The sequence below is a fragment of the Rugamonas aquatica genome, from assembly GCF_009380215.1.
GTDB classification, from domain to species: Bacteria; Pseudomonadota; Gammaproteobacteria; order Burkholderiales; family Burkholderiaceae_D; genus Rugamonas; species Rugamonas aquatica_B.
This window is the reverse complement of the sequence record NZ_WHUG01000005.1, coordinates 33,924-53,801: the sequence shown is the minus strand read 5'-3', so window position 1 is coordinate 53,801 and position 19,878 is coordinate 33,924. Positions and strand designations below refer to the sequence as shown.

The following is a 19,878-nucleotide window of genomic DNA, read 5'->3' as shown; positions in this document are numbered from 1 at the left end:
GGTAAAACAGTAATCGGTTTGCGCACGCCGCGCCGCCAGCCTGCGTGACTCAGGCCAGCAGGTTTTCCAGCGTACGGCGGTAGATATTCTTCAGCGGATCGACAAAACGCAGCTCGATATGCTCGTCGATCTTGTGGATACTTGCGTTGGGAGGCCCGAATTCTATCACCTGAGGGCAGATCTGAGCGATAAAGCGTCCATCCGAGGTGCCGCCGGTGGTCGACAATTCGGTGTCGACGCCGGTTTCGGACTTGATCGCGGCGGCCAGCGCATCGCTCAGGGTGCCGCGCGGAGTCAGGAAGGGCAGGCCGCTCAGCGCCCATTTCAGGTCGTAGTGCAGATTGTGCTTGTCCAGGATGGCGTGCACGCGGCGCTTCAGTTCCTCGTGGGTGCTGGCGGTCGAGAAGCGGAAGTTGAAGTCGATGACCATCTCGCCCGGGATCACGTTGTTCGCGCCCGTGCCGGCGTTAATGTTGGACATCTGCCAGGAGGTCGGCAGGTAGTACTCGTTGCCTTCGTCCCAGCGTTCCGCCACCAGGTCGGCCAGCGCGGGCGCGGCCAGGTGGATGGGGTTGCGCGCCAGCTGCGGGTAGGCGATGTGGCCTTGCACGCCCTTGACCGTCAAACGGCCGGACAGCGAGCCGCGGCGGCCGTTCTTAATCATGTCGCCAAGGGTCTCGTCGGAGGTCGGCTCGCCGACGATGCAATAGTCCAGCGTCTCGCCGCGCTCTTTCAGCATATTGCAGACGATGACGGTGCCGTCGGTGGCGGGGCCTTCCTCGTCGCTGGTGATCAGGAAGGCGATCGAGCCTTTATGGTCTGCGTGGGCGGCGACGAACTCCTCGCAGGCCACGACGAAGGCGGCGATCGAGGTCTTCATGTCGGCGGCGCCACGGCCATACAGCTTGCCGTCGCGGTGGGTGGGGTTGAAGGGTTCCGAGCGCCATTGCTCGACAGGGCCGGTCGGCACCACGTCGGTATGGCCGGCGAACACCAGCACCGGCGAGGTCGTGCCGCGGCGCGCCCACAGGTTGGTCACGCCGTTCGATTCGATCACTTCGCAGGCAAAGCCCAGCGGCGACAGCAAATCGATCAGGTGCTGCTGGCAGCCTTTATCGTCCGGCGTTACAGAGGAGAGGGCGATCAGCTTTTCGGTCAGCGCCAGGGTCTTGGAAGGGGTCATGTTTATTTGTCGAAGATTTGTTTGTACTGGGCGTCGGAGAAGGACACGGCGAAGGTGCCGTTCTTGTCCAGCACCGGGCGCTTGATCACGGACGGGTTTTCCAGCATCAGGGCGATGGCGCTGTCGTCATCGACGATGGAGGCTTTGCGTTCGTCGGACAGCGCGCGCCAGGTCGTGCCTTTTTTATTGACCAGCACATCGCGCGACAGGTGCTGCAGCCAGCCGGCGACGATTTCGCGGGTCAGGCCCTGCTTTTTAAAATCGTGGAAGACAAAATCCTGCTGCTGGTCGGCCAGCCATACGCGGGCCTTTTTGACGGTATCGCAGTTCGGGATGCCGTAGAGGGTGATTTTCATGTGCTTGAATGCGGAAACGAGTGTTATAGGCGAAGGGCGACAGAATACCATGGCTGGCCCCTGTTGATCTGCGTGGACGCTCCTTAGTTGCAAGCTATGCCTTCGCCATCGGGGGAAAGAAATATCGAATAGACATGCCCGGGGCGGTCTGAAACAATATTAACTCTGGCCGCAACCAACAACGGAGAAATAATATGAAAAAGACTCTGATGGCCCTGGCGCTGGGCGGCGCCGCCGCATTGGCGCAAGCGGGTGTGATCGACTTCAATCCACCGGCGCCCGTGTGCAGCGACGCGGCCAATGGCAACGGCAGCATCGTCGGCTGCGCCAACTACGGCAGCATCGCGCAGTCCTACGGCGACGTGCCGGGCGTGCTGGATGTGCAGTACTCGGCCCTGCGCGCGCACGACACCAGTTTGAGCTGGTGGGATGGCGATTACAACACGCTGCGCGGCGTGGCCTGGGCGGTCGGCGGCGACGGCAACTCGGCGGCGCAGATCGATCTGCTGCCCTTGAACGGCATGGCCGTCACCGTCACCCACTTCGACCTTGGCTCCTATCCCAACAACATGCGCGGCACCCATCTGACGGTTTCCGCGGTCGGCGGCCCTGTGTTGTTCAGCTACGACGGCAATGTCGGCGGCCTGCCTGGCAATATGCCCAGCAGTTTTGACGGCAGCTGGACTTCGCTCAGCGGCATCCGCATCGAATGGCACGACAGCGCCTACAACGTCGGCATCGACAACATCACCTATGCCGTCAACGCGATACCGGAACCATCGACCTGGCTGATGCTGGCGCTTGGCCTGGGCGCCATCGGCATCGCGGCCCGTCGCCGGAGCTGATTTCGCCCCGTTGCACCGGCGCGGGCGGCCTGCCCGCGCCCCATGGTGGCAGCGCCGCCACGACGCCCCAGCTTTCGCCCCACTTTCCCCGCCTTTGCGCTTACAATTCCACTAAGAACATTCTTTGTGGAAATACCATTGCTGGGGTTTTGCGGCGCCGCCGCGCCCTTTGCCGCCCATGCTGCCGACTGTATCCATGACCGAGTCCGAAGCCTCTTTATCTCCTCCCGCCGATTCGCTGGTCAGGCGTCTGACCCGCATGAACCTGCAGCTGCTCAGCGTGACCATGCTGCTGACCTTCGCCCTGCTGGCGACGGCCACGTGGTACGTCGCGCGCGGCCGCCAGGTGCATGCGGCGCAGCTCAGCGCCAGGCTGCTGGCCAACAGCGTCTCGCCGATGATGGTGTTTGCCGACCGTCCCGCTGCGCAGATCGAGCTTGAAGCGTTTTCCCGCCGCAGCGATCTGCTGCTGGTGCAGGTGCAGACCCCGGCCGGCGCCGTGTTCGCGCAGTGGCAGGCCGGCGAGGATGCGCCGCCGCCGCGCATCGTGCCGCCGGTCGCCGCCGCACTGCTGGCCGATGCGACATCGGTGACGATGCAGGAGCTGGAAGTATGGGCGCCGATCCGTCTGAAGGATGAAGTGGTTGGCGTGCTGGTATTGCGCGAAAGCCTGGCCGGCTTGCGAATGGCGGTGTTGACGCTCAGTGCTGCCGCGGCTGCGCTGATCGCGATGGCGATCCTGATCGCCTGGCGCGGACTGCTGCTGGTGCAGCGCCGCGCACTGGCGCCGCTGGTGGAGCTGTCCAATCTGGCCGAGCATATCGCCCGCGAACGCGATTACGGCAAGCGCGCCACGGTCTACCGGCGCGACGAAGTGGGGCGTCTGACCGAACGCTTCAACGATATGCTGAAACGGATCGAAGTGTGGCAGGCCGACCTGCACCAGCAACTGGAGCAGGAGCAGGAGGCCGGCCAGCAGTTCCAGCAACTGGCGCACAGGGACAGCCTGACCGGCCTGCCCAACCGCCTGTTCTTCCAGGGCGAGTTGCAGCGCTATCTTGCGTTCAGCACGGAGAACGACGAGTTGATGGCGCTGATGTTCATCGACCTGGATAACTTCAAGACAGTCAACGACAAGCATGGCCACGAAGCCGGCGACGCCGTGTTGTGCGAGGTATCGCGCCGCATGGCCAGCGTGGTGCGTTCGCGCGATGTGTTGTGCCGTCTGGGCGGCGACGAATTCGCACTGATCCTGCCGGCGCTGCCGGACCAGGAGGCGGCCGAACATCTGGCGCAGCGCCTGATCGACGCGGTGCGCGTGACGCTGACGATCAACGGCGTGGTGATGCCGATCGGCGCCACCGTCGGACTGGCGTTCGCGCCCGTCGACGCCAGCGACGCCTCGGCCTTGCTCAATGCCTCGGACCAGGCCATGTATGAAGCCAAGCGGGCCGGCAAGAACACCTACAGGAGGGCGCGGCATGCGGGCGCTTAAGCCTGGCCTGCTGCTGGCGGCTGCGTGCTGCGCGCCCGTGGCGCTGGCACAACAGCAGGCCCCGGCCAGCCTCGAAGAACTGCTGCGGCAAACCCCGACCGATGTGACGCGCGACGTCGAGGAATCGACCTCGTCGCGCTTTGCGCAGAGCGCATCGCAGGCGCCGTCCGTCACCTACGTCGTGACGGACGCCGACATCGCCCGCCACGGCATGCGCAATATGGCGGACGTCCTGCGCAGCATGCCGGGCCTGTACGTGACCGGCGACGGCAACTTCGTCTACGTCGGCGCGCGCGGCCTGGGGCGGCCCGGCGACTACAATTCGCGCCTGCTGTTCCTGATCGACGGCATGCGCATCAACGAGAACATCTACGATGCCGGCCTGCTGGGTTCCGAGTTCTTTGTCGACGTCGACCTGATCGACCGGGTCGAGTATGCGCCGGGCCCGGGCTCCGCGCTGTACGGGAACAACGCCTTCTTCGGCGTGGTGAACATCATCACTAAGGGCACCGACAAGCTGCATGGCGTGCAAATGCGGGCCAGCGTGGACTCCAACCGTCTGCGCGAAGTGCGCGCCAGCGTCGGCCATCGCTGGGAGCAGGGCGGCGAGGGCTGGCTGGCGCTGAGCGCCTTCAAGCAGAGCGACATCGACGCCCAGTATCCGCTGCCGCCGGGCTTCGACGCGCCCTTCACGGAGCACAACTGGGATCGTGGCCAGCGCCTGCTGGGCATGGGCCGCTACGGCGGCTTGACGCTGCGCGCGGGCCTGAGCCACCGCGAGCAGGGAGCGCCAGGCTTCCTGCCGCCGGAAGCGCCGGTGCCTATCGTGCAGAACCGGAATGTCTTCAACAACCGCTTCCTGTCGGCGGAGTACCAGCGCGACCTGGGGAACGACTGGAGCCTGTACGGCGCGGTGTCGTCCAAGCGCAGCGACTACCTGCAGGCCTTCCCGTTTATACACCGGGATCTGACGCCGTTCGAATTCGACAAGCGCTCGCTGGGCCGCTGGTACAACGTCGACCTGCGCGTCAGCACCCAGCGCTGGCGCGATCACGAATTGATGGCCGGTTTCGAGTACCAGTACGACCGCACGCAGCAGATCATCGCCGGCCCGGTCGGCGAGGAGGCCGACGCCGAGTTTTATGGCGACAACCGGCGGCGAGGGTTGTTCGTGCAGGACTCCTGGCGCCTCAGCGACACCCATCGCGTGACGCTCGGCCTGCGCCGGGACAGCACGGTGGTCGGCGGCATCAACACCAATCCACGCTTCGCCTGGATCTGGAGCGGCGTGCCCGATGCGTCGCTCAAGCTGATGTACGGCAGCGCCTACCGCGAGGCGAACCTGTTCGAATACCAGGTCAACGCGCCGTGGGAAGCGCCGTTGCCGACGCCGGAACGGGTGCGCACGCTGGAGCTGGCGTGGGACCATGCGTTAAGCCGCAATGTGCAGTACCGGGCGTCGGTGTATGCATCGCGGCTGCGTGACCTGATCAGCGTAGGCCAGGAGAGCGGCGTGTTTGAGAACACCGGCCTGATACGCAGCCTGGGCGCGGAGTTCGGCCTTGAGCGGCGCTGGACCGGAGGCCAGCAGTGGCAGGCCGCCTTGTCGCTGCAACGCACCACCGACGCGCTGGGGAAGCGCTTGAATAATTCGCCGCGTGCGCTGCTCAAAATGCTGTACAGCCAACCGCTGCAAGGCGACCAGCTGCGGCTGTCCTGGCAGGTGCTGAGCGAAAGCCGGCGCGTGACAGCGACGACAACCCTGCCTGGTTATACCCTGCTTAACAGCACGCTGCTGTGGCGCCGGGGCGCGGACGTCAACATCGCCCTGTCGCTGTACAACGTCGGCAATGCGCGTTACTACGACCAGCCGGATGGCGTGGGACCGCCACTGCGGCAGGAGGGGCGCGTGTTGAGGTTGTCGCTGAGCAGGCAGTTCGGCCCATGACGGCCTGGCGCAAAGCATGGCTGTTGCTGCCGATGCTGGCGGCGCTGGCGTCGCCTGCGCGCGCGGGGCAGGACCAGTTGCAACTGAAGGCGGCGTTCATCTACCGCTTCGCGCAGCTGACCCAATGGCCGCCACCGCCGCAGCGCGAGTTCACCTATTGCGTGGCGGGCGACGCGCCCTTGCAGGACGCGCTGCGCGCGCTGATGCAGTCCACGCCGGGCGGCATCCCGGTGCATACGCTGCAACTGAGCGAGCCGCAGCGCGTGCCGCAATGCCAGCTGCTGGTCCTTGGTGCGGGCGTGCGCGGCGATCTGCGGCGCTGGCAGGAGATATTGGCGGACGATCCGGTACTGGTGGTGGGCGACAGCGCGGAGTCGTTCCGCAGCGGCGCCATCATCGGCCTGGTGATCGAGCCGAATGGCCTGGCGTTCCGCATCAATCAAACGGAAGCCAGGCGGCGCGGCCTGGCGATCAGCTACCAGATGCTGAAGCTGGCGCGCGAGGTGAAGTAGGGCGCTTCAGGTATTGAGCGTGAACTCGGTGAACGAGGCCTCGTCCGGCGCAGTTTTGGCGTCCGGCTCGGCCTGGGCGCTCTTGCTGTCCGGGCCATTATTCAGTAGCCACAGCAGGTTGGTGGCGGAATCGGCGTTGGCCAGCGCTTCGTCCTGGCTGATTAAACCATCCTGCACCAGTTTGAGCAGGGCCAGTTCGAACGATTGCGAGCCGGGCGACATGCTCTTCTCCATCGCTTCCTTGATCTGGCCGATTTCGCCTTTTTCGATCAGGTCCGAGATGTAGCGGGTGTTGACCATCACCTCCACCGCCGCCGTGCGCGTGCCGCCATTGATCGAGCGGACCAGCCGCTGCGAGACGATGGCCTTCACCGTCGACGACAGATCCTGCAGCAGCGCCGCGCGGTTTTCGATAGGGTAGAAACTGATAATACGGTTTAGCGCGTTATAGCTGTTGTTGGCGTGCAGGGTCGCCAGCACCAGGTGGCCCGACTGCGCGTAGGCCAGCGCGGCGGCCATGGTTTCCTTGTCGCGGATCTCGCCGATCAGGATGCAGTCCGGCGCCTGGCGCATGGAGTTGCGCAGCGCCGTGTAGAAGTCCTTGGCGTCGCTGCCGATTTCGCGCTGGTTGACGATGGACTTCTTGTTCTTGAACAGATACTCGATCGGGTCTTCCAGCGTCAGGATATGGCCGGAGCGCAGTTCGTTGCGGTGGTCCAGCATCGAGGCGATGGTGGTGGACTTGCCGGAGCCGGTCGAACCGACCAGCAGCAGCAGGCCGCGTTTTTCCATGATGAGGTCCGCCAGCACAGGCGGCAGCTGCAGGTCGGCCAGCAGCGGGATGGTGGCGGGCACGAAGCGGAACACGGCGGAGATGGTGCCGCGCTGCTTGAATGCGGAGAGGCGGAAGCGGCCCATGTTCGGCACCGACACGCCCATGTTCAGCTCATTGGTCGCGGCCAGTTCTTCCATCTGCGCGGGAGAGGCGATCTCCGACAGCAGCGAGTGGATATTGTCCGGCTCTAGCTTTTGCTGATTGATGGGGATCAGGTTGCCGTTGATCTTGATGTGCACCGGCGAATTCACCGCAAAGAACATGTCCGACGCGTTCTTTTCCTTCATCAGCTGGAACAGTCGCTCCATGGCCATGGCTCTCTCCTCAGTATCAAAAAAAACGGGGACTGCAAAGAGTCCCCGGTTCTTGTTGCCTGCTTAGATACCGCGCAGCAGTTCGTTGATGCCGGTCTTGGCGCGGGTTTTTGCATCCACGCGCTTGACGATGACCGCGCAGTACAGCGAGTACTTGCCGTCTTCCGAAGGCAGGTTGCCCGATACGACCACCGAACCTGCCGGCACGCGGCCGTAGGTCACTTCGCCGGTGGCGCGGTCGTAGATCTTGGTCGACTGGCCGATGTACACGCCCATCGAGATCACCGAGTTCTCTTCAACGATCACGCCTTCGACGATCTCCGAACGGGCGCCGATGAAGCAGTTGTCTTCGATGATGGTCGGATTGGCTTGCATAGGTTCCAGCACGCCGCCGATGCCGACGCCGCCGGACAGGTGGACGTTCTTGCCGATCTGCGCGCACGAACCGACGGTGGCCCAGGTGTCGACCATCGCGCCTTCATCGACGTAAGCGCCGATGTTGACGTAGGAAGGCATCAGCACCACGTTCTTGGCGATGAAGGAGCCGCGGCGCGCCACAGCTGGAGGCACCACGCGGAAGCCGCCTTTGGCGAAATCTTCGGCGGTGTAGTTGGCGAACTTGGTTGGAACCTTGTCGTAGAACTGCATGGTGCCGTCGGACGGCATCTGCACGTTGTTCTCCAGGCGGAAGGACAGCAGCACGGCTTTCTTGACCCACTGGTTCACAACCCAGTCGCCGGTGGTTTTTTCGGCCACGCGGATGGTGCCGGCGTCCAGGCCCGCGATCACGTGCGAAACCGCGTCGCGCAGTTCGGCGGTGCCGTTACCCGGGTTGATGTTGGCGCGGTCTTCCCATGCCTGGTCGATGATTTGCTGGAGTTGTTGGCTCATGATTTACTCAATTATTTGTTAAGGGACTTGCAGAATTGGACGATGCGCTGCGCAGCTTCCAGGCCTTCTTCCGTTTCGGCGACCAGCGCCATGCGGATGCGGTTGCGGCCCGGATTGGCGCCGTGGGCGTCGCGCGCCAGGTAGCTGCCCGGCAGTACCGTGACATTATATTCGGCGTACAGACGCTGGGCGAATTCGGTGTCCGACAGGCCGGTCTGGCTGACGTCCGCCCACAGGTAGAAGCCGGCGTCCGGCAGCTCCACCTGCAGCACTTCCTGCAGCAGCGGGGTGATGGCGGCGAATTTGGCGCGGTATTTTTCGCGGTTCTGTTCGACGTGGGTTTCGTCGTTCCAGGCCGCGATGGAAGCAGCTTGCACGGAAGGGCTCATGGCTCCGCCGTGATAGGTGCGGTACAACAGGAATTTTTTCAGGACGTCGGCGTCGCCGGCCACGAAGCCCGAGCGCATGCCCGGCACGTTGGAACGCTTCGACAGGCTGCTGAACACCACCAGGCGCGCGTAAGGCTTGTCGATCGTGGACAGGCCCAGGGTGTGGGCCGCTTCCAGCGCGCCCAGTGGCGCCTTGTCGCCGTGGTAGATCTCGGAGTAGCACTCGTCGGCGGCGATGATGAAGTTGTAGCGCTCGGACAGGGCGAACAGGTTTTCCCAGTCGGTCAGTGTCAGCACTGCGCCGGTCGGATTGCCGGGGGAGCACAGGAACAGCAGCGATACGCGCTCCCAGACCGAGCTCGGGATGCTGTCGTAGTCGCAGCCGAAGTTGCGGGCCGGGTCGGAGTTGACGAAGTACGGTTCGGCGCCGGCCAGGTAGGCTGCGCCTTCATAGATCTGGTAGAACGGGTTAGGGCTGACCACCAGCGATTTGGCAGCCGGATCGATCACGGTCTGGGCCAGCGCGAACAGCGCCTCGCGCGAGCCGTTCACCGGCAGCACTTGGGTGGCGGGGTTCAGCTTGGGGATGCCATAGCGGCGTTCCAGCCAGCCGGCGATGGCGCCGCGCAGCGCGTCCGAGCCGATGGTGGTCGGATAGCTGGCCAGGCCGTCCACATTGTCGATCAGCGCCTGCTGGATAAACTGCGGCGTCGGGTGTTTGGGCTCGCCCATGCCCAGGCTGATGGCCTTGTGCTGTGGGCTGGCAGTCACCTGCGCGAACAGCTGACGCAGTTTTTCGAACGGATAGGGTTGCAGCTTGTCGAGATGTGGATTCACTTGGCGGACCGGGTGCGGAACGTTGATAAAAGAGCAGCGTAGACGAGCATTATAGCGCCTCCGCACTGGCCTCGTCATACGACCATTAGAAGCGTTGCTATCAATGCCAAATAATAAACGTGTGAGATACTTCGGCCCATGGTTCACGAAGAGGTTATGCATGGAACAGGATGAAACGATGCTGGACGCGGGCGTCAGCCGGCGCGTGATGGTGCTGCGGCTGGCGACGGGACTGGTGCAGGGCGCGCTGTTGTATTGGCTGTACCAGGCCGACCGGGGAGGCTGGTGGCCGGCCGGGACGCCGTATGTGATGACGCCTCTGCTGATGGCCTGTGCGCTGCTGCCGGCGATGCTGATATCGGCCATGGGCCATATGGCGCCGAAGAATGTGGCGCAGTGGATGCTGGCTGCTGTCTGTGTGGTGCTGGTCATGGCATTGCATGCCGTCAGTCGCCAATCGGACCTGGCGCGGGGCGCCGGTGAGCTGGCGAAGGGCGCGTTCACGTCGATACCTGGCCCCATGATGGTTTTCGGCGCGGTCTTTATGTACATCGCCCATGCGCTGGTGATGGCGGGAGCTGCGGACAAGCGCCGCGTCGCCAGTTATCACACCTATTTCGAGCTGGCGTGGAAGCTGGCGGTGCAGCTGATGTTCTCGGCCTTCTTTGTCGGCGCGTTGTGGCTGGTGCTGTTGATGGGCAGCGGTCTGTTCGCGATGGTGAAGCTGGACTTCCTCAAGCAGATGATGGAAGAGTCCTGGTTCGTGGTGCCGGTGATCTGTTTCGCCTGGTCGTGCGCGATGCACATCACGGACGTGCGGCCCGCCATCGTGCGCGGAATCCGCAGCCTGCTGCTGGTGCTGCTGTCGTGGATATTGCCGGTGGCGGCGCTGATCGTCAGCGGCTTCCTGTGCGCGCTGCCGTTCACGGGGCTGGATGTGCTGTGGGCCACGCGCCACGCGACCTCGCTGCTGCTGGCGGCCGATGCGGTGCTGATCGTGCTGATTAACGCGGCCTTCCAGAACGGCCAGGCCAAGGCGGCGCTGGTGGTGCGCGTGAGCGCCCGCGTGGCGGCGTTGCTGATTCTGCCGCTGACGGCCATCGCCGTCTATGCCCTGGGTTTGCGGGTGCACGACTATGGCTGGACCTCGGACCGCGTGATCGCGGCCGCCTGCCTGGTGGTCGCCAGCTGCTATGCGCTGGGCTATGCATGGGCTGCGCATCGCTACGAGACGTGGCTGTGCCCCATCGCCAAAGTGAACGTGGCGACGGCCTTCGTGGTGCTGGCGGTGCTGCTGGCATTGTTCACGCCTGTCTCCGATCCTGCGCGGCTGTCGGTGAGCAACCAGGTGGCGCGACTGGAGAAAGGCCGCATCAAGGCGGCGCAATTCGATTTCCATTATTTGCGTTTCGATGGGCAGCGCTATGGCCAGGAGGCGTTGACGCGTTTGTCGCAGCAGGCCACCGGCCCGGATGCGGCGCTGATACGCGACCTGGCCGCGAAGGCCTTGAAGGAGACGAACCGCTGGCATGATGGCCTGCCGGCGGCCCCGTTGTCTATCACCGACAACGTCAAGGTGTGGCCGTCGTCCACCAGATTGCCGGCCAGCTTCCTGGCGCAGAAGTGGTACAACATGCCGGATGCGGTTCAGGCTCAGTGTCTGGTCACGTCCGGGCGTACTTGCGACGCCTTGGTGATCGATGTCGACGGTGACGGCAAGCCGGAGGTGCTGCTGTTTAACACAGGCCCTTACACAACTCCGTCGCTCTATGCCGAGCAGGCGGATGGAAAATGGAAGGCGGTCGGACACCTGGATGCGGATGAAAGCCTATGCCAGCCGCTGATCGACAAGCTCAAAGCGGGGCAGTACACGCTGGTGGCGCCGCGCATGAAGGCGTTGGAAGTGGCAGGGCAGGTCTTGCAGTTTCAGTCGGAGTTCGGTCCTGACAACTGCAAGCTTATCAAGGCGGCGAAGTAGCGCTAAGGGAGAGTATGAAGCCAGTCCGTTCGTCTAGTCGGAGGTGCTTCCTCAGTTGATGCGGATGGAAAGGCTGACGAACTCTAAGTGTCGGATGTGGCTTGTAACGGGCAGGCCTGCATGTTCTCGCCCAACCTGCGCGCCAGTTCTCCGCGCAAGGTGTGCAGGCCTTCGATGCGCTTGTCGATGTCTTCCAGCTTGCGTTCCAGCGCCGCGCGCAATTGGGGCGCGGAGGATTCCGGTTCGGCCAGCAGCGGCAGGTCGGCTTCGATCTCTCCCAGCGTGAAGCCCAGCGTTTGCGCCAGGCGGATGTAGCGCAGCCAGTCCACTGCTTCCGGCGGATAGTCGCGGTAGCCGTTGGCGCTGCGGCGCGCGCGCAGCAGGCCGCGCTTCTCGTAGAAGCGCAGGGTGTCGCGGCTTAGCCCCGTGGCGCTGGCGATTTCTCCGATTTGCATGCCCGAACTCCAAATATCGTTTGACCTTGGAGTGTACTCCAGGCTTTAGCATGGCTCCACCATATTCCAGGAGACGTCATGCTTGCAGCATCCACCTTTCGTAAAATTGTCCTCGGCAGCGCCATCTACGATCTGATCGTGACGGCGCCCTTTGCCACGCCGTGGAGTTTCGCCTTCGCCCGCACGCAATTGGACGACATCAACCAGCGGCTGGGCGGCCCCGCGCTGCCGGAGTTCGCGCCGTTCCATGTGCTGTTTGCCTGCTTGCTGGGTAGTGTGGTGCTGGTGTGGGCGCTATTGCGTATCAGCGACCCGCAGCAGCGCTTCGGCCGTTTCGACGGCGTGGCGCGACTGCTGTTTTCAACCTGGATGATTTGGACGCTCAGCGTCACCGGCGCACCGCTACTCTGGCTGTTTATCCTGCCGGAGATGGCCTTCTGCGTGGCGCAGTGGCTGCCGGTACGCGTGGCGCCTCAAAAAACGGCTGGGGTCAAGTCTGACATTCGGACACGAGCTCTGCCGCAAATAGCCAAGGATGGCTGAGGCCGTGTCCAAATGTCAGACTTGACCCCAATTTTTTACAGGTCGACGCTGATGCCAACGTCGATCGAACGGCCGTGGCCCGGCAACGGGCGCAGTGCGCCGCCGTCGGCGCGCAGGCCGGACAGGTAGACGCCGCCCAGTGGATCGGCATACTCTTTATCCAGCAGGTTGCTGACGCCGGCCGTCAGGCGCACATTCTTCCGCACTTGGTAGGCGGTGCGCGCGTTGAGGAGGGCATAGCCTGCGGTTTTCGGCTCCAACCGGCGTGCATCGACACGGTCCTTGCGGGAGACCAGTTTGGTTTCGATCTGGTTGTGCCACGCGCCGCTCGTGTGCTCCAGCGTCAGCAAGGCGTTGAACGGCATGATGCGATACAGGTCGCCGCCATCCGTGCGTTTTCCGCGCGCGTACGCGGCGTTGCCGGTGAAGGTGAACGAACCAAAGGAAGACCTGCTGGCAACCGGTACGCTCCAGGACAGGTTGGCGCCATACAGTTTTGCGTCGTGGTTGGCAAAGCGCAGCAGCGCACCGCTCGCGCTCATCCGCATGTAGGGATGGAACTGCCCCAGTACATCCACGTCGATATAGTCCTGCACGCGGCTGTAGTAGGGGTTCAGCTTGACGAACCATCCCGCAGTCCCCGCGCCGTGCCAGTGCGCGGTGAAGCCCAGTGTGTACGCGGTCTCCGGCTTCAGATCGATATTACCGACATAACCGTTGCCGTCGCCGAACCAGTTCGTCATGGTCATCGCCATCGTGCCGCGCCCCCAGGAGTAGCGCTCGTACAGATTGGGCGAACGAGTCTTGCGTGCCGCCGCCAGTTCATATGTGGTGGACGCATCGGCTTCGAAACGCCCCAGCGCGGTCAGATCCAGATTGCTGTCGCGCTGACGGCGCGAGCGGGCGTTGAATGCCGCAGCGGCTGCGGCGTCGGCGGCGTTCATCATGTTGTTGGAATAGGGCTGCACGTCGCCAGCATCCATGCGTACCGACTCCCAACGTGCGCCGAGCAGCGACGTCCATTGCGCGTTGTGCACAGTCTCCGCCTCGCCGTACAGCGCGACGCGGTCACGCTGGCCGTCGTTGATGTTCACATAGGTCTGCGGTCCCATCATCATTGAGCCGGGAACTGCAGGCCAGTAGTCGTCCAGGCGGAAGGTGTGGTACTCGTGGCCGACGCGCAGCTTGCCGGCGTCGCCCCAAGGCAGCGTGGCCTTGAGAGCGTAACCTGCGTTGCGGCCGCGCGTCACCATCGGCATCATGCCGCGCCGTTCCGGCGTGAAGAAACCCATATCGTGGTTGGTCCGTTGCCAGTAGGCGCTGCCATCCAGCTCGCCCCAGCCGAACCGGCCGACGTAGCCCAGGTTGGCGAACTTGCCGTCGTTGCCGGTCATGTCCATGTACTGGTTGGGGAAGCCCTGGTAGGGAATGTGCTGGATACCTGCACGCAGTGTGAGCTGCTGGTCTTTTCCGCGCAGGGCCAGCACCGCCGACTGGTTGATGCTCTCGTACAGGCTGGCCAGCACGCGCTGGCCATCGCCGTCGTCGTAGCTGTGGCCACGCGCATAGGCTGCGCTGTAGCCCAGGCTCCAGCGGTCGCTGGCGATGCCGGCGGAGATGCCGCTGTTGATCGTCTCGCCATTGCTGCCAGCGTTCATGGTGATGCGGCCGGTGCTGCGCAGTGCATCCGCCGTCTCGGCGAACACCGGCGCGGCGGATTTGACGGTGACGGTGCCGCCTATGCTGTCGCCGCCGGTGCTGACCGGCGTTACGCCAGCCAGCACTTCGATGCGGCCGACCTGGCTCGGGTCGATGTACGACAGCGGGGCATTCATGTGGTTGGCGCAGGCGGAGGTGATCTCCATTCCGTCGATGCGGATCTTGAGGCGGTCGTCACCCAGGCCATTGACGAATGGCAGGGCCGAGACGCCGCCAGCCTGCGCCGCGCTGTAGCCGGGCGTTGCGCTGAGCAGCAATGCGGAATCGCTGACGGCATTCGGTCGTTGCAGCCAGCCTTCGCCAATGGCAGAGACGATGACTTTGATGCGTGGCTCGGCGGTCGCTTCGTTGCCGGTTTGTGCGTTGGCGGTTGCAGCGGCGGCGCTGGCGATGGCCAGGCAGGCGGTGAGGTAGTGCTGTTTCATGCTAAATCCTTTTGTTACTGTCGTTGATAGTTACTGTTATTGATAGTTTGTGTGCGGACGGCGGCGCAGCGCGGCGATCAGCGTGTCGAGCAGCAGCACGGCCAGCATGGATGCGCCGAGCAGCGGGAAGCAGCAGCCCAGCACCACGGCGATCAGCACGACGCCACGCGCCAGCTGGTCGCTGTTGCGGCGCTCGGGCGCGGCCAGCCTGCCGGTGGGACGGCGCTTCCACCAGATGACGATGCCGCTGATGCAAAGCGCGATCAGCGCCAGGCAACCGGCCAGCATGAGCAGCAGGTTGGGCGTGCCGTACTCTCCGCCCTGATGCACGCTGACGCCCCATTCGGTGATGCGGCCTATCGCGCCGATGCGCTCCGGGCCGATATCCATCAGTACATTGCGGCTGTATTGGTCGATGTGGATCACGCGCTGGTCCTCCGTACGACCGGTGCTGCGGATCGCGCTGTAGACGCCACGGGGATCGCGCGGCAACGCAAGCCGGTAGCCGCGATCGATGCCTATCGATGCCAGTTGCGCGACGACGGCGTCCGGGCTGGCCGTGCCGGAGTGGCTTAGCAGGACATAGTCGTTGGCGCTGGCCTCGTGCGGCACGGCCTTGTGGTGTGCATGCGGATCGTCCGATTCAGGAACCGCGAGCTGCTGCTGGGTCCACGGCAGTTCGCCCAGGGCGCCCGCCGGCAGCGTGGATTTGGGTACGCCTCGCCACATGCCATTCGGGACACCTAGATCGTGCGCGGTCAGCCATGCGTTGACGTTTGCGCCCCAGAACACAGACCACGGCATGCCGGTCAGCGCCAGGAACAGGATGACGATGCCGCTAAAGGCGCCGGTGACGGCGTGCAGATCGCGCCACCACGTTCGCCCCTCGGCTCCCGGCCGTATCGACACCACGCCCACTCGACGGCCACGCGGCCACCACAGGTAGACACCGGTGGACATCAGGACGATGATCCAGCCGGCCACGATTTCAATCACTACCTTGCCGCCGTCACCGGCGATGGCCAGCGAATGGATGTGCTTCACGGTGGTCATGATCCGCTGGTCTTCTGCGATGGTGCCTGCAACCTTGGCGGTGGCGGGATCGACAAACACCTGCAGCGTGCTGCCGTCGGGGAGGATCACATCCACCTGCGCGTTGTGCCGGTCGTCCTCAGGCAGGTTGAGCGCCTTGGGCCGCCCTGGGTAGGAGTGCAACGCGGCGGCGATCAGCCGGGACGGCTGCTGCATGTTGTCGCTGGCCTGCGCGCGCAGCATTTGCGGGGCGTAGACCAGGTCGTCGATCTGGCGATGGAACAGGTACATGGCGCCAGTCACCGCCAGTGAAAAAATAAAAGGTACGCAAACCAGGCCGGCAAAAAAATGCCAGCGCCAGATGCGTCGATACAGGCCGGCGCGCGTGACTGCGGCCGTAGCAGAATACGATAAGCTCATTGCTATCCTCGTCAGACAGTTTGACCTAGCGCACAAAAGTGCGCCCGTGGGCAGGGATCAGACGAGGGAGGGCGGTGCGCGTGCGTGAGCCGCAGACCATGCGTGCAGCGGCTGCGGGGCGGCGTAAAAGAGGGATGGGTAGATAGCGCGGCCGCCATCCGCAAGCAGCACGGTAGCCGGTGCGGTGGGGATGGCGTCGGAACCGCCGTGTGTGGCGCAGAACGCGCAATGCTCCATGCCGTGCTTGGCGGATGCTGGGGCTTTGCCGTTGTCGCCGGGGGCGAGCTTGACCAGTTTGTAGCCGCTCACCGTGCAGACTTCCACGGTGTCGGCGCCGGCTGCGGCCAGTGCGTGCGAAATCGAAGGCGCGAGTGCGCTGAACAGGATTGCCAGCAAGGCTATCCAGATGTGCAGCGTTTGTCGTTTTGCCATTTCGATCATGTTGTCATTATATCCGATGGCGTTTATTTGCCGCTGCCGGAATGCTCTCCGCGAGGAAGTCGATGAAGGCGCGCACGCGGGCCGGCTGCTGCTGCCGGCTCGGATAGTAGACGTACAGGTCGGCCGACGGCAGCGTGTAATCGGCCAGCACCACTTGCAGGCGGCCGCTGTCGAGGTATTTGGCCGCGTCCCATTCGGACCGCAGCAGGATGCCGTGGCCGTCCAGCGCCCAGCCCAGCACCACGTCACCGTCGTTGCTGGACAGGCTGCCGTGTACCTTCACCGTCTCGGCCTTGCGGCCCTTTTGCAGCTTCCAGGTGCTGTAGGTATCGTTGTTCTGGCGGTGCAGGATGCAGCTGTGCTGCGCCAGATCCTGCGGCAGATGCGGCATGCCGCGCCGCTTCAGGTAGGCCGGCGAGGCGCACAGGAAGCGCCGGTTGGACAGGATCTTGCGCGCACCCAGTCGCGTATCGGGCAGTTCGCCGAAGCGGATGCCCAGGTCGTAGGCGTCTTCCACTAGGTTGATGGCGCGGTCGGTCAGCTGCAGTTGCACTTCCACGTCCGGATAGCGGCGGGCGAACGCGGAGACCAATGGCGCGATGGTGGTGCGACCGAAACCCAGCGTGGCGTTCACGCGCAACAGGCCCTTGGGCGCGGCGCGGCTGCTCGATACCGATTCCTCCATGTCGCGGATGTCGCCGAGGATGCGGGCGGCTTGCGACAGGTAGGTTTCGCCTTCGCTGGTTAGGCTGACGCGGCGCGTGGTGCGGTTCAGCAGGCGCACGCCCAGGCGCTGCTCCATCAGCATCAGGCGCTTGGTGACGGCCGGCGGCGTGATGCCCAGCTCCCGCGCGGTGGCGGAAAGGCTGCCCAGCTTCGCCAGCAGCACGAAGAAAGACAATTCGGAGACGATGTCATTATTCACTTGAAGTGTATAAAGGAGTAAATATCAGTGAATTATACGACTGCTTTTCAAGAGTAAGCTTGGTCCCATTCTTAGCCCACTGGAGACAGCACCGTGAAAATCGTCGAGATCCGCGAAAAGACCATCCCTATCAGTTCCCCCATCCGCAACGCCTACATCGATTTCAGCAAGATGACTCTGAGCCTGGTGGCGGTTATCACGGACGTTATCCGCGACGGCAAGCCGGTGGTGGGCTATGGTTTCAACTCGAACGGCCGCTATGGCCAGGGCATGCTGATGCGCGAGCGCTTCATTCCGCGCATCCTGGAAGCGGATCCGGTGTCGCTGATGAACGACGCCGGCACCAACCTCGATCCGCACAAGATCTGGAACTGCATGTTCACCAACGAGAAGCCGGGCGGCCATGGCGAACGTTCGGTCGCCATTGGCACCATCGACATGGCGGTGTGGGATGCCGTCGCCAAGATCGAACGCGTGCCACTGTTCCAGCTGCTGGCTGACCGTTACGGCAACGGCACGCCGGACCGCAAGATCTTCGTCTATGCTGCGGGCGGCTACTACTATCCGGGCCAGGACCACGGGAAGCTGAAGGACGAAATGCGCAGCTACATCGACCGTGGCTACACGGTGGTGAAGAAGAAAATCGGCGGCGCCTCGCTGGATGAAGACCTGCGCCGCATCGACTCCATCCTCAGTGTTCTGGGCGACGGCCAGAAGCTGGCGGTGGACGCCAACGGCCGCTTCGATCTGGACACCGCGATCAAGTATGCGAAGGCGCTGTCGAAGTATGACCTGTTCTGGTACGAGGAAGCGGGCGATCCGCTGGACTTTGAATTGCAGGCGACGCTGCGCAATTACTACGATAAGCCGATGGCCACCGGCGAGAACCTGTTTTCGATGCAGGATGCACGCAACCTGATACGCCACGGTGGCATGCGCGCGGACCGCGACTGGCTGCAGTTCGATTGCGCATTGAGCTATGGCCTGGTCGAGTACCTGCGGACGCTGGATATGCTGCAGGAGCATGGCTGGTCGCGCAAGCGCTGCATCCCGCACGGCGGTCATCAGATGTCGCTGAATATCGCAGCGGGATTGGGCCTGGGTGGCAACGAGTCGTACCCGGACCTGTTCCAGCCGTTCGGTGGCTTCCCGGATGGCGTGACGGTCGATAACGGCTACATCACCATGCCGGACCTCGTCGGCATCGGCTTCGAGGGCAAGGTCAACCTGTATGCGGAGATGCAGGCGCTCAGCGCGTGATCGTCGTCAGGCCGCTTTCAACAGAGCCTGCGGCTTGCTCCAGACCTGCTGCGCCACGCGCATCATGTTGCGGCCCATGACCAGTTCGGCCTCGCTGTCGGTCATGCCGACCTTGCGCAGCGCGGCGGCCAGTTGGCGCCAGACTTCCGGCGGCGTGAACGTTGGCGGGCGTTCGGCGCTGTAGCCGGCGGAAGCGGGCCACCAGTGGCCCGGGTCGAAAACGCCGGGTGGCGTATCGTCCAGGCCCGGCTGCTGGAAGCAGATGTCCAGGCCTATGCCGACGTGCGATACACCCACCAGGTTAGCCACATAAGCCACGTGGCGGGCGACATCGTCGGCGCCCGGCCGCTCTTTACCCACAAACCACGACAGGCCGGATATGCACACCACGCCGCCGGTGGCAGCGCAGGCGCGTATCTGTTCGTCGGTGACGTTGCGGCCGTGCGGCACCAGCGCGTAGGGATTCGAGTGGCTGAAGATCACCGGTTGCGATGATGCGGCCATGATATCGAGGCTGCACAGACGGCCCGTGTGCGAGCAGTCCATCAGCATGCCGGCGTCGTTGACCGCTGCCACCATGCTGTGGCCCAGCGGCGTCAGGCCGCGTGGCAGGTCGTGGCAGCCGTCGGCGATGCTGTTGTTGCGGTTGTAGGCCAAGTGGATCTGGCGCACGCCCAGCTGGGCGTACAGGGCCACCATCTCCGGTTGTTCGAGCAGCGGCATCGCGCCTTCCAGGTCGAAGCTGATGGCCATGCGGCCGTCGGCTGCTGCCTGGATCACGTCGTCCACGCTCGAAACGAGCACGTAGCGGTCGGGATCTGAGGCGATGGTGGCGCGGTAGCCGGCGATCACCGACATCACTTGCGAGACCGGGTTCATGTCGCCGCCGACATTGAGTGAGACGTAGTTCACCCCGGCGGCGTGCAGCCGCTGGACGGGCGTGAAGTCGGCCTGAGGATGCTGCGGCAGGCAAGCGTGGGCGTCCCAGTTAATCATGTTCGTAGGCTTTGTCGAAAATACTATATTCCCACGAATGCGTGTCCAGGGCAAATCACGGCGGCCGGGGTGTGGTGCG

The 19,878-nt window shown here is 63.8% G+C and carries 18 protein-coding genes; 7 read left to right on the top strand and 11 right to left on the bottom strand.

Features of this window, described 5'->3' with window-relative positions; all coding sequences use genetic code 11:
* Nucleotides 1-49: 49 nt before the first annotated feature.
* Together dapE and GEV02_RS14225 are read right to left on the bottom strand one after the other, a co-directional pair.
* On the bottom strand, nucleotides 50-1,183 hold the full coding sequence (gene dapE, locus GEV02_RS14230; RefSeq protein ID WP_070360328.1) for a succinyl-diaminopimelate desuccinylase: 1,134 nt from the start codon (nucleotides 1,181-1,183) through the stop codon (nucleotides 50-52).
* A 2-nt stretch (nucleotides 1,184-1,185) separates the two neighbouring features.
* Nucleotides 1,186-1,539 carry an ArsC family reductase gene (locus GEV02_RS14225; protein ID WP_070268992.1) on the bottom strand — a complete coding sequence of 118 codons (354 nt, stop codon included), beginning with the start codon at nucleotides 1,537-1,539 and terminating at the stop codon, nucleotides 1,186-1,188.
* 194 nt (nucleotides 1,540-1,733) lie between these two features.
* Between GEV02_RS14225 and GEV02_RS14220 the strand changes: the two genes are divergently transcribed.
* The 4 genes from GEV02_RS14220 (at nucleotide 1,734) to GEV02_RS14205 (ending at nucleotide 6,339) form a co-directional block, all read left to right on the top strand.
* On the top strand, nucleotides 1,734-2,384 hold the full coding sequence (locus GEV02_RS14220; protein WP_152838634.1) for a PEP-CTERM sorting domain-containing protein: 651 nt from the start codon (nucleotides 1,734-1,736) through the stop codon (nucleotides 2,382-2,384).
* A 196-nt stretch (nucleotides 2,385-2,580) separates the two neighbouring features.
* A complete protein-coding gene (locus GEV02_RS14215) occupies nucleotides 2,581-3,879 on the top strand; it encodes a sensor domain-containing diguanylate cyclase (protein ID WP_235922778.1) in 1,299 nt (432 codons plus the stop codon).
* Nucleotides 3,866-5,827, top strand: a complete 1,962-nt coding sequence (locus GEV02_RS14210) for a TonB-dependent receptor plug domain-containing protein (protein ID WP_152838632.1) — start codon at nucleotides 3,866-3,868, stop codon at nucleotides 5,825-5,827. Before GEV02_RS14215 ends, GEV02_RS14210 begins: the two co-directional genes overlap by 14 nt.
* Nucleotides 5,824-6,339: a YfiR family protein gene (locus tag GEV02_RS14205; protein WP_152838630.1), complete on the top strand. Its 516-nt coding sequence runs from the start codon at nucleotides 5,824-5,826 to the stop codon at nucleotides 6,337-6,339. The genes GEV02_RS14210 and GEV02_RS14205 overlap by 4 nt, the downstream gene beginning before the upstream one ends.
* 6 nt (nucleotides 6,340-6,345) lie before the next feature.
* Here the strand turns inward: GEV02_RS14205 and GEV02_RS14200 are convergent, their stop codons facing one another.
* The 3 genes from GEV02_RS14200 to dapC form a co-directional block, all read right to left on the bottom strand.
* Complete coding sequence (locus GEV02_RS14200) at nucleotides 6,346-7,488, bottom strand: PilT/PilU family type 4a pilus ATPase (RefSeq protein ID WP_152838628.1); 1,143 nt, start codon at nucleotides 7,486-7,488, stop codon at nucleotides 6,346-6,348.
* A gap of 63 nt (nucleotides 7,489-7,551) precedes the next feature.
* Complete coding sequence (dapD, locus tag GEV02_RS14195; protein WP_008450189.1) at nucleotides 7,552-8,379, bottom strand: 2,3,4,5-tetrahydropyridine-2,6-dicarboxylate N-succinyltransferase; 828 nt, start codon at nucleotides 8,377-8,379, stop codon at nucleotides 7,552-7,554.
* 11 nt (nucleotides 8,380-8,390) lie between these two features.
* Nucleotides 8,391-9,605 carry a succinyldiaminopimelate transaminase gene (gene dapC, locus GEV02_RS14190; RefSeq protein ID WP_043481100.1) on the bottom strand — a complete coding sequence of 405 codons (1,215 nt, stop codon included), beginning with the start codon at nucleotides 9,603-9,605 and terminating at the stop codon, nucleotides 8,391-8,393.
* Between the two features lie 160 nt (nucleotides 9,606-9,765).
* On the opposite strand from dapC, the gene GEV02_RS14185 reads away from it, so the two are divergent.
* Complete coding sequence (locus GEV02_RS14185; RefSeq protein WP_152838624.1) at nucleotides 9,766-11,583, top strand: DUF4153 domain-containing protein; 1,818 nt, start codon at nucleotides 9,766-9,768, stop codon at nucleotides 11,581-11,583.
* Nucleotides 11,584-11,666: 83 nt separating this feature from the next.
* Here the strand turns inward: GEV02_RS14185 and GEV02_RS14180 are convergent, their stop codons facing one another.
* Nucleotides 11,667-12,038 (bottom strand): MerR family transcriptional regulator, encoded by a 372-nt coding sequence (locus tag GEV02_RS14180; RefSeq protein ID WP_152838622.1) that lies wholly within the window; start codon nucleotides 12,036-12,038, stop codon nucleotides 11,667-11,669.
* Nucleotides 12,039-12,116: 78 nt separating this feature from the next.
* On the opposite strand from GEV02_RS14180, the gene GEV02_RS14175 reads away from it, so the two are divergent.
* Complete coding sequence (locus GEV02_RS14175) at nucleotides 12,117-12,581, top strand: hypothetical protein (protein WP_152838620.1); 465 nt, start codon at nucleotides 12,117-12,119, stop codon at nucleotides 12,579-12,581.
* Nucleotides 12,582-12,616: 35 nt separating this feature from the next.
* On the opposite strand, the gene GEV02_RS14170 is transcribed toward GEV02_RS14175, so the two are convergent.
* From GEV02_RS14170 to GEV02_RS14155, 4 genes are read right to left on the bottom strand one after another with little or no spacing between them, the layout of a single operon-like run.
* Complete coding sequence (locus GEV02_RS14170; protein ID WP_152838618.1) at nucleotides 12,617-14,725, bottom strand: TonB-dependent receptor; 2,109 nt, start codon at nucleotides 14,723-14,725, stop codon at nucleotides 12,617-12,619.
* Nucleotides 14,726-14,761: 36 nt separating this feature from the next.
* A complete protein-coding gene (locus tag GEV02_RS14165) occupies nucleotides 14,762-16,177 on the bottom strand; it encodes a PepSY-associated TM helix domain-containing protein (RefSeq protein WP_152838616.1) in 1,416 nt (471 codons plus the stop codon).
* A 57-nt stretch (nucleotides 16,178-16,234) separates the two neighbouring features.
* Nucleotides 16,235-16,609, bottom strand: coding sequence for a DUF2946 domain-containing protein (locus tag GEV02_RS14160; RefSeq protein WP_235922777.1), 375 nt, complete (start codon nucleotides 16,607-16,609; stop codon nucleotides 16,235-16,237).
* Nucleotides 16,610-16,625: 16 nt separating this feature from the next.
* Nucleotides 16,626-17,543 carry a LysR family transcriptional regulator gene (locus GEV02_RS14155; protein ID WP_328595815.1) on the bottom strand — a complete coding sequence of 306 codons (918 nt, stop codon included), beginning with the start codon at nucleotides 17,541-17,543 and terminating at the stop codon, nucleotides 16,626-16,628.
* Between the two features lie 93 nt (nucleotides 17,544-17,636).
* On the opposite strand from GEV02_RS14155, the gene GEV02_RS14150 reads away from it, so the two are divergent.
* Nucleotides 17,637-18,803, top strand: coding sequence for a mandelate racemase/muconate lactonizing enzyme family protein (locus GEV02_RS14150; RefSeq protein WP_328595814.1), 1,167 nt, complete (start codon nucleotides 17,637-17,639; stop codon nucleotides 18,801-18,803).
* A gap of 6 nt (nucleotides 18,804-18,809) precedes the next feature.
* On the opposite strand, the gene GEV02_RS14145 is transcribed toward GEV02_RS14150, so the two are convergent.
* Complete coding sequence (locus tag GEV02_RS14145; RefSeq protein WP_152838612.1) at nucleotides 18,810-19,799, bottom strand: dipeptidase; 990 nt, start codon at nucleotides 19,797-19,799, stop codon at nucleotides 18,810-18,812.
* Nucleotides 19,800-19,878 lie beyond the last annotated feature (79 nt).

Coding starts and splice junctions, on each gene's coding strand:
- GEV02_RS14175 (WP_152838620.1), top strand. CDS start 12,117: ATGCTTGCAGCATCCACCTTTCGTAAAATTGTCCTCGGCAGCGCCATC.
- GEV02_RS14165 (WP_152838616.1), bottom strand. CDS start 16,177: ATGAGCTTATCGTATTCTGCTACGGCCGCAGTCACGCGCGCCGGCCTG.
- GEV02_RS14205 (WP_152838630.1), top strand. CDS start 5,824: ATGACGGCCTGGCGCAAAGCATGGCTGTTGCTGCCGATGCTGGCGGCG.
- GEV02_RS14220 (WP_152838634.1), top strand. CDS start 1,734: ATGAAAAAGACTCTGATGGCCCTGGCGCTGGGCGGCGCCGCCGCATTG.
- GEV02_RS14225 (WP_070268992.1), bottom strand. CDS start 1,539: ATGAAAATCACCCTCTACGGCATCCCGAACTGCGATACCGTCAAAAAG.
- GEV02_RS14170 (WP_152838618.1), bottom strand. CDS start 14,725: ATGAAACAGCACTACCTCACCGCCTGCCTGGCCATCGCCAGCGCCGCC.
- GEV02_RS14215 (WP_235922778.1), top strand. CDS start 2,581: ATGACCGAGTCCGAAGCCTCTTTATCTCCTCCCGCCGATTCGCTGGTC.
- GEV02_RS14210 (WP_152838632.1), top strand. CDS start 3,866: ATGCGGGCGCTTAAGCCTGGCCTGCTGCTGGCGGCTGCGTGCTGCGCG.
- GEV02_RS14160 (WP_235922777.1), bottom strand. CDS start 16,609: ATGGCAAAACGACAAACGCTGCACATCTGGATAGCCTTGCTGGCAATC.
- GEV02_RS14185 (WP_152838624.1), top strand. CDS start 9,766: ATGGAACAGGATGAAACGATGCTGGACGCGGGCGTCAGCCGGCGCGTG.
- GEV02_RS14180 (WP_152838622.1), bottom strand. CDS start 12,038: ATGCAAATCGGAGAAATCGCCAGCGCCACGGGGCTAAGCCGCGACACC.
- dapE (WP_070360328.1), bottom strand. CDS start 1,183: ATGACCCCTTCCAAGACCCTGGCGCTGACCGAAAAGCTGATCGCCCTC.
- GEV02_RS14200 (WP_152838628.1), bottom strand. CDS start 7,488: ATGGCCATGGAGCGACTGTTCCAGCTGATGAAGGAAAAGAACGCGTCG.
- GEV02_RS14145 (WP_152838612.1), bottom strand. CDS start 19,799: ATGATTAACTGGGACGCCCACGCTTGCCTGCCGCAGCATCCTCAGGCC.
- dapD (WP_008450189.1), bottom strand. CDS start 8,379: ATGAGCCAACAACTCCAGCAAATCATCGACCAGGCATGGGAAGACCGC.